The organism is Oceanobacillus neutriphilus, assembly GCF_014645515.1.
In the GTDB taxonomy this organism is placed as follows: Bacteria; Bacillota; Bacilli; order Bacillales; family Amphibacillaceae; genus Oceanobacillus; species Oceanobacillus neutriphilus.
The window spans coordinates 67724-83870 of record NZ_BMLW01000006.1 but is presented as its reverse complement, the minus strand read 5'-3'; the positions used below and the strand labels follow the sequence as shown (position 1 = coordinate 83870).

General features: G+C 36.5%; 15 protein-coding genes. 12 read left to right on the top strand and 3 right to left on the bottom strand.

What is annotated here, in order from left to right; genetic code table 11:
* The first annotated feature begins 147 nt into the window (after nt 1-147).
* Nucleotides 148-918, top strand: a complete 771-nt coding sequence (locus tag IEX29_RS11035) for a MurR/RpiR family transcriptional regulator (RefSeq protein WP_188734524.1) — start codon at nt 148-150, stop codon at nt 916-918.
* Between the two features lie 85 nt (nt 919-1003).
* On the opposite strand, the gene IEX29_RS11030 is transcribed toward IEX29_RS11035, so the two are convergent.
* Nucleotides 1004-2260 carry a Zn-dependent hydrolase gene (locus IEX29_RS11030; RefSeq protein ID WP_188734523.1) on the bottom strand — a complete coding sequence of 419 codons (1257 nt, stop codon included), beginning with the start codon at nt 2258-2260 and terminating at the stop codon, nt 1004-1006.
* Nucleotides 2261-2625: 365 nt separating this feature from the next.
* On the opposite strand from IEX29_RS11030, the gene IEX29_RS26680 reads away from it, so the two are divergent.
* The 11 genes from IEX29_RS26680 (at nt 2626) to IEX29_RS10980 (ending at nt 13291) form a co-directional block, all read left to right on the top strand.
* Nucleotides 2626-2796 (top strand): hypothetical protein, encoded by a 171-nt coding sequence (locus tag IEX29_RS26680; protein ID WP_229720182.1) that lies wholly within the window; start codon nt 2626-2628, stop codon nt 2794-2796.
* 70 nt (nt 2797-2866) lie between these two features.
* A complete protein-coding gene (locus IEX29_RS11025; RefSeq protein ID WP_188734522.1) occupies nt 2867-4462 on the top strand; it encodes a PTS transporter subunit EIIC in 1596 nt (531 codons plus the stop codon).
* Between the two features lie 57 nt (nt 4463-4519).
* Nucleotides 4520-5281, top strand: a complete 762-nt coding sequence (locus IEX29_RS11020; RefSeq protein ID WP_229720181.1) for a glucosamine-6-phosphate deaminase — start codon at nt 4520-4522, stop codon at nt 5279-5281.
* A 212-nt stretch (nt 5282-5493) separates the two neighbouring features.
* Nucleotides 5494-5811, top strand: a complete 318-nt coding sequence (locus IEX29_RS11015; RefSeq protein ID WP_077602690.1) for a PTS sugar transporter subunit IIB — start codon at nt 5494-5496, stop codon at nt 5809-5811.
* 1 nt (nt 5812) lies between these two features.
* Nucleotides 5813-6139, top strand: a complete 327-nt coding sequence (locus tag IEX29_RS11010; protein WP_188734521.1) for a PTS lactose/cellobiose transporter subunit IIA — start codon at nt 5813-5815, stop codon at nt 6137-6139.
* A 5-nt stretch (nt 6140-6144) separates the two neighbouring features.
* A complete protein-coding gene (locus IEX29_RS11005) occupies nt 6145-7392 on the top strand; it encodes a PTS sugar transporter subunit IIC (RefSeq protein WP_188734520.1) in 1248 nt (415 codons plus the stop codon).
* Nucleotides 7389-8849, top strand: a complete 1461-nt coding sequence (locus IEX29_RS11000; RefSeq protein ID WP_188734519.1) for a glycoside hydrolase family 1 protein — start codon at nt 7389-7391, stop codon at nt 8847-8849. The genes IEX29_RS11005 and IEX29_RS11000 overlap by 4 nt, the downstream gene beginning before the upstream one ends.
* Before the next feature lie 59 nt (nt 8850-8908).
* Nucleotides 8909-10840: a BglG family transcription antiterminator gene (locus IEX29_RS10995; RefSeq protein WP_188734518.1), complete on the top strand. Its 1932-nt coding sequence runs from the start codon at nt 8909-8911 to the stop codon at nt 10838-10840.
* A 153-nt stretch (nt 10841-10993) separates the two neighbouring features.
* Nucleotides 10994-11656 (top strand): helix-turn-helix domain-containing protein, encoded by a 663-nt coding sequence (locus IEX29_RS10990; RefSeq protein WP_188734517.1) that lies wholly within the window; start codon nt 10994-10996, stop codon nt 11654-11656.
* Entirely contained in the window at nt 11641-12351 is a 711-nt protein-coding gene (locus IEX29_RS10985; protein WP_188734516.1) for a helix-turn-helix domain-containing protein, read from the top strand. Before IEX29_RS10990 ends, IEX29_RS10985 begins: the two co-directional genes overlap by 16 nt.
* Nucleotides 12352-12529: 178 nt before the next feature.
* Nucleotides 12530-13291, top strand: a complete 762-nt coding sequence (locus IEX29_RS10980; protein ID WP_188734515.1) for a MurR/RpiR family transcriptional regulator — start codon at nt 12530-12532, stop codon at nt 13289-13291.
* A gap of 69 nt (nt 13292-13360) precedes the next feature.
* Here the strand turns inward: IEX29_RS10980 and IEX29_RS10975 are convergent, their stop codons facing one another.
* A complete protein-coding gene (locus IEX29_RS10975; protein ID WP_188734514.1) occupies nt 13361-14110 on the bottom strand; it encodes a Cof-type HAD-IIB family hydrolase in 750 nt (249 codons plus the stop codon).
* A gap of 5 nt (nt 14111-14115) precedes the next feature.
* Nucleotides 14116-15777, bottom strand: a complete 1662-nt coding sequence (locus IEX29_RS10970) for a PTS transporter subunit EIIC (RefSeq protein WP_188734513.1) — start codon at nt 15775-15777, stop codon at nt 14116-14118.
* Nucleotides 15778-16147 lie beyond the last annotated feature (370 nt).

The window sequence follows — 16147 nt, the reverse complement described above, 5'->3', positions numbered from 1 at the left end:
CGTCTATAAATGTATAAATTATGGTGTGTATTAGCTGCTTTTTACGGAAAAAGATTGTGTTATACTATTCAAAAGAAAAGCGATTCCATTTTTTTAAACAGATAGTGCTGCTTGGTTAATAAAGCATACGTTAAGGAGAGACAGCAAATGAATCTGGAGGCACTTATTAATAAACATTATGAAGAATTAAATGATAATGATTTACATGTCGTCAGTTTTATCAGCCAGAATATTGATTTATGTAAGGATAAAACTGTCACAGAGGTCGCAAAGTACTGCAATGTTTCCTCTTCTACGGTTATACGGACGACTAAAAAACTTGGCTTTTATGGCTACAGTGAATTTCGCTACTTCTTAAAAGAAGAGGCAGAGCGAATGAATAAAGCAAATGTACAAAGCAATAATCATTATTTTAACAGCTCTAATTTACTAAAAGATGTTACAGAAACGATTAAACTTTTTGAGGAGGATAAGAGTTTAGAGGAGATATACCGGCTTATATTTAATGCAAAGCGCATCTTTGCTTATGGAACAGGGTATGGGCAGGACTTAATGTTAAAAGAGTTCTCAAGATGTCTATGGAATCACAACATATATCTTAATATTATTCCAAGCAAAACGGAGCTGGAGCTGCTCTCGAAGACAATCAATTCAGATGATTTAATATTGGTCGTATCCCTTTCCGGAAATATGAAGTCTATTGATTCTATGATTAGAAATATAGCAGTGAAAAATGTGCCTATGATTTCTGTTACTGTATTTTCAAGGAATGAATTAGCCTATACTGCTGATTATAACTTATACTACCAGGTTTCTAATATCAATAAAGTCAATCAGCTGAATGATTCATCCTTTTGCACATTAAACCTTATTCTCAGCTTGCTGTACGAAGGGTTTACAAATTATATGAAAGCTTAAATCAACCCTGCTGTATAGAAAAGATGCTTATGCTGGAAAAAATTTCTCTTCCGCATAAGCATAATTAATCTATCACATTTTAGAGTTATTTACATATCTCCATTACTAAATGAAGCATGACATTGATACCTTTCTCCAAGTCCTCATAATCTGTCCATTCATCTGGGTGATGGGAAATGCCATCTTTACTTGGAACATAAATCATATTCGTTGGAACAAAATCAGCCATCATCATGGCATCATGCCCTGTACCATTATTAATAATAGTATATTTATAATGCAGTTCTTCGCATATCCTTTTCATAATCTCTACGTTTTCTTTCAGCATAATACTTGGCGGTGTAGGATTACTATAGCCGATTCTGGCCATTTCAATTAATTCAGTTTCTACATTTGTCCGCTCAGTAATATCATCTAATGCTACTATTAATTGATCTCGTAAGTTTATATCTTGAAGCGTGTCGACATCAAAGGTTCTGACCTCCACTTTTGCCTGCACAAAATCGGGAACAAATTGATGGGAATTAGGTGAGATATCTAATTCGCCCACCATTCCGGTAATGCCTTCTCCTAAGGATTCGATAATCTGATTTACAGCTGTAATAAATTGTGATGCTGCAAGCAGAGCATCTTTTCGGTTTGCCATTGGTGCAGTGGAATCTGCAACCTCTCCGTGGAAATTGACCTTGTATCTTCCTATCCCCGGAATATATTCAATAAGTCCAATTCCTGTATTGGTGTTATCAAGGACTGGCCCTTGTTCAATATGCAATTCTATAAAATTTCTAATGGACTCCTTGTCTCGTTTTGCGCTTTTTAAATCTGGAATCAAACCGTATTCTTTCATTGCTTCCCGCTTGGTTTGACCATGTCTATTTGTAACTGTATCCAATTCTTTTTCTGTTAATGTGCCAACAAGTGCTCTGGAATTGGAGACACCTGTACTTGGACCAAATGTTTCTCCTTCTTCAGCATTCATAGCAATCATTTCAATCGGAAATTCATTTTCGATATTGTTTTCGTGAAAAACACGTAAAACCTCTAATGCAGCTATGGTACCTGCTGTTCCGTCAAATGCCCCTCCGTTAACAACAGAATCATAGTGAGAACCAATCATAATGACTGGAGCATTTGGATTTTTCCCCTCTCTGCGTCCAAAAAGTGTGGAAAATCCATCTTCCCATACGTTCAGTCCGATCTTCTCCATTTCATTTTTTAAATAGTCTTTTGCCATCTGATCTTCTTTTGAATAGGAAGAGCGTGTAACTCCTTCACCTGGTGTAGAGGTAAAAGCAGCTAATGTCTCGATATCTTTTATGATTCTATCCAAATTTACTTTCATCGTATCTTCTCCTTGTAATTAGTGTAATATCACTATATCCGCGCTAATCGTATCACTAGAAAAAAGACAGTACAATATTTGGAAGAGAAGTAGATTGAGTAATCACATTTTGAATAATCATTTATCACCGGAAGAAATATACGATAGGTGTAAATATTGATATAACAGCCTTCTTTATGGTGAATTCCTATTTGAAAAGCTGATTCAAGGATTTATTTTCGGTTTTGAGTTTACAAAAAATCCTTAGGATAACATATTGTTGACTGGATTAATTTCTCTTCTCTACCCTTTTTAATCGGTGTCCAGACAGTCTTTCTTGCATCTTGAAACAGCTTTTTAATGTTACCTGAATATTTAATCCGAATTTGAATGAAAAATCAGAAACAGGTTATGAATTTAAAAAGGGAAAAGGATATTGTTCAGGTCATTCGACGGTGATACAATCACTCTTGAATCGCGATGAAAAGGCTTTCTGTAAGCGCAGTTTCTCTAGAGAAGATATTATACAAATTAACAACTTATTTGGAGGCGGTTAACTAAGTTAAATCAATTAAAATAGATAATATGATTTTATAAGTGCCAGCCAGATAAACGGAGGTGTAGAATGTGAGAACAAAGATTCAAAAGTTTGGAAAGACATTAATGGGTCCTTTATCCATTATTATTGCTTCAGGATTATTATTAGGTATCGTTTCCATTTTGCAAAATCCATCACTTGTTGGTGAGACTTTTGCTAACGCTGCCATCATTCAAAACATTATTGGCGGGGTTCAGGCGATTGTTTCCATGATGTTTGCGCTGCTGCCAATTTTATTTGCTATTTCTGTAGCTACTGGAATGGCAAGAGAAGATAAAGAGATAGCTGGTTTTTCTGTAGTCATTGCATTTGTAATTTTCCATGTTGTTATTGGCTATTTCTTGAAGCTGAATGGCCTGACAGCAGAAACAACATCTGTTGAACACCTATTACAAGAAGGTATGAATCAGGTTCGGGCAGTGGAAATATCAAACGCTTATGAATTAATGCTTGGTGTATTTACCTATCGGATGGGCGTTTTTGGAGGTATTCTTGTTGGTTTATGGACTGCTTTTATTCATAATCGATACCATACGAAACAATTGCCTACTGCTTTCAGCTTTTTTAGCGGTAACCGTTTTGTTCCGATTATGATTATTGTAACGATTCCATTTATTTCATTCGCTGCTTATTTAATCTGGCCATACTTTAATACGGCTATCAATGGTTTAGGCGGATTAATCGGGCGGTCGGGTGCAATTGGAACATTTTTATACGGCTTTTCCGAGAGATTGCTTATTCCTACAGGGCTGCACCATGTTTTAAACCAATTAATCCGGTTCACTCCAATTGGCGGTACGGCGGTTGTAGACGGACAGACTGTATCCGGGGCATTATCTATATTTAACGCATCACTTGCTTCTGCACAGCCGGATATGGAAACATTAAGAGCTGCAACGCGCTTCTTAACACAAGGAACCCATGCTTTTATGGTATTTGGTCTCCCTGCGGCATGTTATGCAATGTATAAAACAGCTTATTTAAAAAATCGTCCAAAGGTAAAAGGAATGCTTCTTGCTGCAGCATTAACAGCTTTTCTGACAGGTATTACAGAGCCGATTGAGTTTGCTTTTATCTTTATTTCACCAGTTTTATGGGTGTTTCATGCATTTATGGCCGGTCTCTCATTCTTCCTGATGACAGTAATGGGTGTTGCTGTTGGGAATGCTGGCGGAGGCTTGATTGATTTAACGATTTTCGGTATTTTACAAGGAACCTATACGAGATGGTATTTAATTGTGCTTGTCGGTATTTTCTACGCTGTTGCTTATTACTTTGTGTTCAAATTCGTTATTGAAAAGATGGATGTCAAGACTCCAGGAAGGGCATCAGATTCGGAAGAAACAACTGAAGATACAAAACCGGAGGCTTCAACAAAAAATGGAGATAATCTAGGGGCACAAATTATGACTGCGCTTGGAGGAAAAGAAAATATTGTTGAGATCGATAATTGTATTTCCCGATTACGATTAGTACTAAATGATACTTCCATTGTTAATGAAGCTTTATTAAAAGAAACAGGTTCTATGGGAATCGTTAAAATTGATCAAAAGAATATTCAGGTTGTGTATGGAGGCAAAGTTGAACAGGCTGCACGAGCCTTGAAACAGGAAGTAAAGAAATAATCGATATAAAAAGGATTACAACGAAGGAGGGACGTTCATTAAAACAAGGTTGTTTTAATGATAAAAATGATGAAAACTATTTTTGTGAAAAACTATGAGGAAATGTCGGAAAAAGGGTATGAAATTATTAAAGATGTTATTGAAACAAAGGAACAGCCGGTAATATCAATGACGACAGGCGGTTCACCAAGAGGATTGTTTACTTTGCTTGTAGAAGGAGTAAATAACGGGCTGGATATCAGTCATACGGTTATGATGAATCTGGATGAATATATTGGTCCTAAGGACGCTGTTTATACAGTAAACACTTTTATGTATGAAAACTTTTATAACAAAATTAACACACAGCCGAAAGAGATCTTTTTAATTAATGGAGAAGCTGATAATAAAGAGGAAGAAATCAATAGATATAAAGAAGTGTTAAATACGTATTCCAGAGATGTTCAGGTGCTCGGATTGGGGACTAATGGACATATTGGAGCGAATGAACCTGGAACACCTTTTGATTCGACTATTTTCCTGGCAGAGCATGATGATTCTACCATTGAAAGTACAATGAGAGAATACAATATTGAAAGAGATCAAGCTCCGACAGAAATGATAACATTGGGTTTCACCGAGATTCTGGAAGCGGAGAAAGTTATCCTGCTTGTTTCTGGAAAGCGTAAAAGTGAAGCGGTGAAAAACCTTCTTGAAGGGGAGATTTCTACTGATTGTCCTGCTACTGCGCTCAGAGATAAGGATAATGTCATTGTTATTATTGATGAGGAAGCGGCTTCTTTACTGAATGAAGAGACGAAAAAAGGAAAATCAATTTAGATTGAAAAGATAATTGACATTAAAATAAAATGAGGCACATTCTGCTTGTTAGTGAAGCAGAATGTGCCTCATTTTGATTTGTCAGAAAACATGGTTGTATATGCTTCTGCTTTCTAGTTTAAACACCCTTCCTAATACGAGGAAATAGATTTAAATGTAATCGCTTCCCTTCGCTGATAAACTTGAACTATAAAAGAAAGGGGAAGTTGATTATGGCTAAAAAAGTATTATTAATCTGTGGAGCAGGAGCATCTTCTGGATTTATGGCTGCGGCGGCAAGAAAAGCTGCGAAGAAAGAGAAAGCAGATATCGAATTCAAAGCGAAAAGTGAGTCTGAGGTGCATAACCACTTAAATGAAATTGACTTATTATTAGTGGCACCGCATTTAAAATATATGATTGAAGAAGTGCAGGGAGCCTGTGAGGAAGCAGGAGTTAAAGCAGGAATTATCCCGCAGCGGGTTTACGGTGCCCTGGATGGTAAGGGACTGGTTAAGGTAGCAAAAGATTATCTTGAAGGCGGCGAGTAAAATGGAGGAAGTAACCAAAGACGAATTAGTATCCATTTCCATGCAGGTGATTCTTCATGCAGGAAATGCGCGCGAATTGGTATTTCAAGCAGTGAATAAAGCTTCAGAAGCTAATTTTGAGGAAGCATATCGATTAATCAAAGAGGCAAATGACGAAGTAGGAACTGCTCATCAGGCGCAAACAAATATGCTGCAAAAAGAAGCAGAAGGAATTGATATTCCATACTCGCCATTGTTTGGTCACGCACAGGATACCTTAATGACAGTAAAGACAGAAATAAATATGATGCAGGAAATGATTAAACTATATAAAGAACTGAAGGGGTGAAACAAATGGAACGTTTTATGGCCTGGATGACAGATAGTTTTTCACCAAGGATTAATAAAATTGCTAAGAACCCGTGGATTGCAGCAATTCAGGATTCTATTTTAGCTGCCATGCCAATGGTATTTATCGGATCCTTTGCAACAATTTTATCGATTGTAAAAGATTTCTGGGAAGGGTTTCCTGACTTCTCGATGATCAGCTCTTTTTCTTTCGGATTGTTTTCCCTGTTTCTAGCTTATCTTATTCCGGAAGCGATTATGAAGCGTAAAGGGCATACAGAGGTTTCAAAGCAGGCAGGGCTTGCAGGTATTGCCTTTTTCTTATTACTTGTATTTCCGCAGTTTACGGCAGATGGTATGATTCAATTTGATTTTAATACGCTGGGAACGGGCGGTATGATTGCGGCGCTTTTCTCCGGATTATTTGTAGGATTCATTATGAACCTGTTTTCCAAATGGAAAGTTATCGGTGAAGACTCAGCAATTCCTGATTTCGTTGCTGTCTGGTTCAATACATTAATCCCGATCATTGTGATTTTATTAATTGGGTGGTTATTTACATTCCAGTTAGAGATTAGCTTATACAGTGTGGTTAACTCAATCTTCGCGCCATTGATTCATTTGGGACAAGGCTTCTGGGGATTTGTGATTATCTTCTTTATCGGCTTTGCTTTTCTATACACCTTTGGTATTTCAACATGGGTTATTTATCCTGTTCAATCTGCTATTGCATTACCGGCTATTGCAGAGAATCAGGCTAACTTTGCGGCGGGCCAGGAAGTGACAAATATTTTCACAGCTGAGGCTGGTCAATTATTTTTAATTGGTGGAGGCGGAGCTACTCTAGCTCTATGTATTATGCTCGCTTTTATGGCGAAGTCACAGCGGTTAAAAATGATTGGGAAGGCATCGCTTATTCCATCTATATTCAATATTAATGAACCAATTGTATTTGGTGCACCAATTGCGTTTAACCCGGTTTTGATGATACCGATGTGGATTAATGGACTGGTAGGTCCGATATTAACCTGGATTGTTTTAAAGATAGGTCTGGTTCCAATTCCACATGAGCCGTTTCAACTCTGGTATTTGCCTGGCCCGGTTTTAAACTGGCTTGTAACAGCATCGATTACTGGATTGATTTACTTCTTTGTGATTTTTGCAGCTTCGTGGATTATTTACTATCCATTTTTCAAAATTTACGATAAGCAGGCTATAGAGCAAGATAAAGAATTATTAGAGGAAGGGGAATGATTGAATTGAGAAAAAATAACTATGCAAGCTTTCCAGAAGATTTTCTTTGGGGAGGTGCAATTGCTGCAAGTCAGGCAGACGGTGCCTATCAAGCTGATGGCAAAAAGCTAAACAGCTCAGATGTGCAGCCTTATTTAAAAGGAAAATCAAATGATGAAATTCAACAATTGGAAAAGCTGGGAATGACGTTGGAAGAAGTAAAGAAAAATGTAGCGGATACAAAGCAGTATTTTCCTAAACGTTTTGGAATTGATTTCTATCATACGTATGAGACTGATCTGGAACTCTTAGCAGAGATGGGTTTTAAAACCTTCCGTACGTCAATAGATTGGGCAAGAGTATTTCCAAATGGAGATGAGAAGGAACCAAACGAAGCAGCACTTGCTCATTATGGGAAAATGATTGATAAGATGAAGTCTTTAGGTATCGAGCCAATTATCACCATGCTTCATTATGAAACACCGATTCATATCACATTGGAGTATGGGGGCTGGACTAATAAAGCAGTAATTGAGATGTTTGAACGATACGGAAAAGTGTTATTAGATCGTTTGGGAGATCGGGTGAAATATTGGATTGTCATTAATCAGGTCAATATGGTGCAAATTGAGCCATTTCTTTCGCTTGGCGTATGCAGTGATCAGTATGAACACAAGGAAGAAGCAGAATACCAGGGCGTATATAACCAATTGGTAGCTTCAGCGAAGATTCGGAAATACGCAAAAACATTGCCGTTTGATTTGCAAATTGGCACGATGGTAGCTGATTGTACAGTATACCCATATTCCTGCAAGCCAAATGATATTATTCTTGCTATGGAGCATAACCGCATGCAGTATTTCTTTACGGATGTACAATTCCGGGGGGATATTCCAGTTTACGCAGAAAGATATTTTGTAGAAAATAATATTCATTTGGATATCACAGATGAAGAGCGGGCATTACTAAAAGAAAACACAATGGATTATCTTGGTATTTCCTATTATTTCTCACAAATGGTGAATGCAGAAAAGAATGTGAACAAAGCAGATTCTATTACGCCCAATCCACATTTAGATGCGAACCCATGGGGATGGAATGTTGATCCGCAGGGCTTATATAATACACTATCTCAATACTGGGATCGTTATGAAAAACCTATTGTTATCGCTGAAAATGGTTTTGGCATGTATGATGAATTAGTAGACGGAAAAGTACATGATGACTATCGCACCGTCTATTTAGCAGACCATATTGAACAAATCGGACGCGCCATTCAAAACGGGGCAGATGTTATCGGCTATTGTGCATGGGGACCAATTGATATCGTCAGCTGTTCTTCCCAGCAAATGTCCAAGCGCTACGGTTTTATATATGTTGATCTGGATGACGAAGGAAACGGAACAGGAAAACGAATCAAAAAGGATAGCTTTGATTGGTACAAGCAGGTTATTTCAACAAATGGTTCTGAAATATAAGCAGTAATAGAAAAAAGGGGTGGCTGACACCCCTTTTTTCTCTATAAGGAATGATTATTATGAACAACACAGAAATGCTCTTAGACTATTTAAGAAAACAGGCAGGAGAACAGTATGTATCTTCTAAAACATTGGCAGAGGCTTTAAGTGTCAGTGATCGTACGGTCCGGAATTATGTGAAAGCAATCAATGAAAAGCATCCGAATCTGATTGAGTCCAGCAGAGCGGGCTATCGCATCGAAGAAGAAAACAAACTGGTTCATAAAGACACGAACACTGCGAGTCATGCTGAGAGCAGACGTTTTTATATATTGAGGCGCCTGATTAAAAGGTCTGACCGCGGTTTGGATTTATTTGATTTAGCAGATACGTTATACGTTTCTGATGCAACGATACGGTCGGATATGGCTCAGCTTAATCAGTTAGTAAATAAGCATGGGCTGCAGATTACTCAGCAGCACCATCGGTATTTGTTAAAAGGAACTGAAAAGAACCGCAGAAAGCTGATGATTGATTTAATCGATTATTCGAAACCGACCAGCACCTCTTTAGAGCAGGAAATCCAGATGTTTTTAGGGGATATCTCCCTGCAAGCGTTAATGAAATTAAGTAAAGAAAGCTTTGAAAAATATGATATCCATCCCAATACGTATTTTTTCAAAAATTTTATTCTGCATTTAGCGATAGCTGTAGATCGCGCTTCAGACGATGAACAATTAGAGAAGAGCTCTTATCAAGTTGAAGACCGGACTGCTGTCAGCTTTCAGGTGGTAGAAGAAATAGCGGAGCGGCTGTACGAAAATCATCAGATCCGCCTTTCTCAAGCAGATAAGGACGAACTCTCTATCTTATTTGACGGACAATCCAACCCGGATAAGACACTGGTAAATAACTATACCAGTAATAATATCGCGAAAGCTTTAGATCATGCTATTCAGGAAATAAGCGGCGTTTATATGGTTGATTTTGAGAACGATTCATTTAGAAATCGGCTGCTTATCCATATTCAAAATCTCTATAACCGTTTATTACAAAATAAATATACAAGAAACTTAAGCGTTCTGAATATACGAATCAAGTATCCGATTATCTTTGATATCGCAGTCTATCTGGCATCCGTCTTAGCCAATGATCTGGATGTTGAAATTAATGATGATGAGATTGCATTTCTCGCCCTGCATATCGGCTCTTACCTGAATAGTCAGCCGGAAGAAGAGCAAAAAATTAAAACGATTATTATTACTCCTGCTTATCTATCACAGCAGACAGATATTCAACAGATTATTGAAAGAAATTTTGAGGATGATCTGGAAGTGGTAGGAGTTTATGAAGATATCAGTGAGATTAATGCACTTCTTTCACCAGAATGCATTATTACAACACTGGATGCTAACCAGGTAGAGAATGCCTTTGCCACGATTAATGCAGAAATCGTGAGTATACATGAATTTATAACAAAGCATGATATCGCATTAATCCGAAGACAAATTGAAGAAATCAAGCATCACAAATATGTCCGCTTTATAAAAAAGAAAATTCCGGAGCTTATTAAAGAGGAATTTTTAATCCATTTACAGGAAACGTTATCAAAGAAACAAATGATGCAGATAATCTCTGATGTATTTCAGCAAAATAGTTATGTACCAGTCGATTATTTGGAAAAATTAAATCAGAGAGAAAAAATTTCCGCTACTTCTTATCCAAGTGGAGTGGCTATTCCACACACAATGAAGTATGAGGCGGATAAGACAGGTTTAATGATATTGATACCAGACGCACCAGTCGATTGGGACAGCAATGAAGTAAAATTAGTTATCGGATTGGCAGTAAATAAACAGGATACACAAATGTTTAATCAGATCTTTCCTCGTATTATTGAGCTGGTTGCCGAATCTTATCATGTGAATTACCTGGCCGGGGCTAAAAATCGGGAAGTATTTATTGACCGATTGGTTGAGCTGATGGGATCTGGGGCATATTTTTTGGAATAGCTTATAAGTATTTAAATAAATTATCTACAAACTGAGCTTTTTTTATAAAAAAGCACTAAACTGTACCTAATTTCCTTCTTCGGTTCCTTTATTATGATTTATTGTGTTGTTAAACTATAAAGGATTCTAAAATATAGAATAAAGGAGAATTCGATGATATTAAGTGATCAATTGCAGAAAGAAAGAAAAAAGAAGAATCTAACTCTCGAAAATTTATCTGGCCTAATAAGTGAAGAGCTAAATTTAGTCTTCCACGTTAATACTTTAAAATCTTGGGAGTCAGGAGATACAAGTATAGATGTAAGGGTTTTACCATTTTTAAGCACTTTATATGGAGTATCTATAGAAGATTTAGTAGATGAACAAATTGAGCCGGAAGAAGATAGAGTAGAAAGATTTTTTCTTTTTGGGAAAGAAATTAGTGAATACTGTCAAGTGAGTAACTTGCAAGACTTTTTAAGAGGCTTTCAAATTGTTAATAAAGAAGATTGGATTATTGCCCCTAAATACGATTTAATTATGAGAATATATAGAGATTATTTAAAAAGAGAAGAGCTGTTTTCTAGTGTTTTTGATTCTTTGCGAGAAAATCTGCAATATTGGCTGGGGGAAGATGAACGGTGGAAATCAGGGGAATTATATATGAATATTTATGACGACTCAGCAGGTTATACAAGTATAGAAGATGAAAGAGATCCAATAAGTCCGATAAGTCATGGTGAATTACTTATAGAAATAGAAGCACTGATGAAAGACCTGAATGCATATCTTGAAATTTATGAAAGGGCAGGTTTTAAACGATGGGAATATCTTTAAAAATAAAATGTGAGAGAAAACGGTTAGGTTTAACCCAAGAATCTTTAGCAGAGAAGCTAGATGTGTCAAAAGAGTCCGTTGGAAGATGGGAAAGAGAAGAAGCTACTCCAACTTTGGATAATTGCTTACAGCTAAGAAATGTATTAGGAGTGACTCTTGATTATTTATTAAAGGATTCCATTGAAACTAAGTATAAATACGATGAGTACGTAAAATTAGGGGAGGCAATTTTGACATCTGTAGAAGAGGAGTTTCCTGTTGATTTTTTTAGTAAGTATTCTATTTTTTCTAAAGAATCAAATATGGTTCTTCCAAAAAGAAGTGTACAAATATTTCTTTCAACATTAGATGATGATGAGAAAAGAAAGGATATGTACAAAATTACTAAAGAATTTTTGTATAAATGGTATAAATTTAATAAAATTAATTATCTTCTTCCAAAAGAATTCAAAACGAACATGGCATTATTAAATATAGATATTTTTAGTTCAGATGAAATTGGAAAAATAGGAATGAAAAATGACATTTATCCTGAAAAGCCAGCTCTCTTTCTAAGAGATTTATTGCTTAATAGATTAGAAAAAAGATGTAATTTAAGTAAATATGAAGATCAAATTGAAGATTTTACTGCATACAAACTAACGTTAAAGAATGCAAATGGGGAGATATTTCATCCAGTTAGCAAGTATCGATAATATTAACAATCAACAAAATGAATACTTTTTTTGAACGATCAGAGTGTTACCTCATTTAAGATATAGAGAGTAAATCAGTATTATGCAAAAAAATACTGATTTGCATCCTATCCGTGTACCATAAGAACAATTTTCAAAATATGATATACTCATATTAATATAGTTTGGAGTTGGTCTTATGGAATCTGTACATGCACATATACAAAATTATTATGATAATCTTTCCAGTACAGAACAGTTAGCTATTGACTTTATTTTACAGTACGAGGACTTAGATAACTTAAAATTGAAAATTATCCAGGAAGCTTTACACGTCTCTGCTCCTACAGTTATTCGAGCGGTGAAAAAACTGGATTTTCGATCATTTACTGAATTTAAGTATGCACTCATCTCATCTATCCAGATACCACAAAATCGTAAAACGGAGAAAAGTTTTGAAAACGTAATCAATTCAATAAAGAATGATTTTAATCAAACCATGGAGATGATGAATAAAGAGAAGATTATGGAAATTGCATCTTCCATTTTAGAGAGCCGCAGAATTATTTGTGCAGGTATCGGGTCGAGTGCCAGTGTGGCAAATTCCTTCAACCGAAAACTGAAAAACTTGGGGTTATGGTCAAATAATTATGCAGAGGTTTTTCCTATTAGAGATATTCCTGATATTGTTCAAAAAGAAGATTGCATTATCGTCTTTTCATTAAGTGGTGCTGAAGAGCAAATTATTGATCTTGTCACCGCCTGTAAGGTAAAAGGATCCAGACTCATTGCAATAACTGGTTTGTCAACAAATCCGCTTACAAATCTGAGTGATATCTCTTTAATGACACACCAGTCAACACAAAAACGTAAAAAGCTGCGCTCCAGATTAATGCTTACTGTTGCAAGTGAAGTTATTTTTGAAACAATTCTCCTGATCCAGAACACGGAAAAAGCATGAAGACCCCGCAAACCATTTTCTATTGCGGGGTCTTCATGCTTTTAAGCAAATTTCATGGAAGTATTTCCTTTAAACCAAGTCTATTAAATCGCTGAAATGGTTAACAATCTTGTCTGCATGGTTTTTAACTCTTTGAGGAGCATGGGACATGCAATAAGATTCATCAGAGCATTCAAACATGCTGACATCATTCTCTGAATCTCCTATTGAAACGATAGAATAACCATACTTCTCTTTGATTAATTGCAGTGCGTGTCCTTTTGTGATATTACAAGGTGTGATTTCAATTCTTTTATCACCACTTTTACACATGGACAATTGGGGGAAAAGCATTTTCAGTTCTTCCAAAAGTGCATCGCAATTCTTTTCAGGGCGGATATTTATTTTATAAATTTTTTTCTTATTTAGCTCTTCAAAGAGATTTTGCGGTTCTATCAATTCCACATTCCATAACCTGCCAGTGTCCTCTGATTTATGTGTGCCAATTCGGTCTTTCCCATCTAAGGCGTCAAAGACGAGATTCTTTTGCTGAATGTAAGCAAGAATTTTTTTTAGAGAATCATCAGAGATAGCTTCCTCGAAGATAGTTTCTCCTTCTATTTCTATCATAGCTCCATTAAATCCAATCCGTATATCTGCATCAATTGCTGTTTGATTTTCGATATATTCGATTTCTTTTATAGAGCGTCCGGTTGCAATACCAATTTTCATCTTTTTCTGCAATATCTCTAATGTTTTCTGATCTTGAAGCTCTACCATTATCGAGTTTCTCACTAAGGTCCCATCTAAATCCGTAATTAAAATCTTTTTATTTTTCATATAGATCAATCCGCCATTTCCAATATGTCTAGAATTTCTATTTTTAATTGATTCGCTTTACCGCCATAAATGGACTGCATCTGCATACCGGATTTGGTAAATCCCATGGCATTTAAGTCATTTTTGATTGTTTCGCTGTCCACGAGGGAATCATCTTTTACTGTTATTCTTAGTCTGGTAATACAGGCATCTACAGAAACAATGTTTTCTGGACCGCCGTGAGCAGTTATTAAAGCTTCTGCCTGATCATGTAGGCTTAAAACACTGCTATTTGTAGCGGCTGTTTCAGAATCATTATCTTTTAATGTTTTGATTCCCATTTTTTTACGTGTCTCTTCTTTGCCATGCAAAGCAATTGTTGAAGTGTCATCCTCACGTCCTGGTGTTTTAAAATCAAATTTTCGGATAACAAAGGTAAAGACCATGAAATACATGAGAAAGCAGAAGACGCCAATGATAGGAAGCAGATACCAGTGTGTCCGTGTCCCCTGCAAGACACTAAAAATAATAAAGTTAATAAGACCATGTCCTGTGGGGGTTAAAAATGCTGCCCCGGCAAGATGTGCCACCAGCATGGTTGTTCCGGCTAAAATCGCATGAATTCCGTATAATACAGGTGCAATAAATAAGAAAGTAAATTCAATTGGTTCTGTAATCCCTGTCAAGAAAGCTGTTAAAGCTGCAGCAAGTAAAAGAGATCCCGCAATTTTTCTGTTTTTGGTTTTTGCAGTTACGTACATTGCCAGTGCTGCACCTGCTAATCCAAACATGTTAAAGATAAATTTCCCTGCCGAAAAACGTGTGATTAAAGGATCGATTGGCTCACTGCCAGCGAGAGCAGCCATGTAGGCGTTAATTGTACCGGCATATTCCTGACCGTTAATCATAAATACGCCACCCAGAGGAGTTGTACGTATCGGCCAGTTTATGCCGTGGTGCAGTCCAAATGGAAGTAATATACGCTCAATGACTCCGTAAGCAAATGTACCGAAGTAACCAGATTTTAAAATGGCAACAGATAACATATTAATACCAGATTGCAAGAGCGGCCAGATAAAGAAGAATCCGATAGCTGCTATAGCCATTACCGGCATAATTAATATAGGAACCAGGCGGGGACCGCTAAAGAAACCAAAAATCTGAGGAACCTGAATTTTAATAGCCCGCTTATGAACAAAATAAACAATAAGACCGGTGATAATTCCTCCAAAAACGTTTAAATCCATTGTTTGGATACCTAAAACCGTTGTCTGCATGCTTTCTGCCATGAGCTGATCAGAAGATGAATCTGCCAGCCGTCCACTGCTATCCAGCAGGAAATGCAATGTACTGTGCAGTATGAGAAATCCTAATAAACCAGATAAAGCAGCAGAACCTTTTTCATGTTTTGCCAATCCTACTGCGACACCAACTGCAAAAATAACAGGCAGGTTATTGAAAGCCACGCTTCCCAGCATATTTAGAAAACCCATAAAAAATTGGAGAATTTCATTTCCCATCCAAGGGTACATTTCAATGGTATTATCATTTGTAAATGCAGAACCTAATCCTTTTAAAATCCCTGCTGCCGGCAGAACTGAAACCGGTAACAAAAAAGAACGGCCAAAAGTTTCGAAACCACGAAGAAACTTGTTTCTTTTTGTCAGCTTTTGTGCTGTTTCCCCCATTTCTTTCATCCCCTTTTTATGAAGTACCATTTTATTTTAACATCAAAATGTAAGAAAAATATTTTTTGAATGGAAGTGACTGGAATAGAAAAAAAGTAGACTTTTAGTAAAAAATTACTCTGTTTAATGGATTTCAATCTGTAAGACTTTGAAAACACAATTGTTTTTACCAATACCTGGATAGATACGGAATCATTGAAAAAGTAACTGTTGACTGGCCGAGGAATTCAGGAGTTAACGAATCGGCTATGTATGGGGACTACTACTATATAGAAGCACTATATCGTTATATTTACTTTAATGAGTTGGAGAAGCTGGAACTACTTTACTAATGGAAAATAATTATAAACAGTTGGGATCCTCCAATATA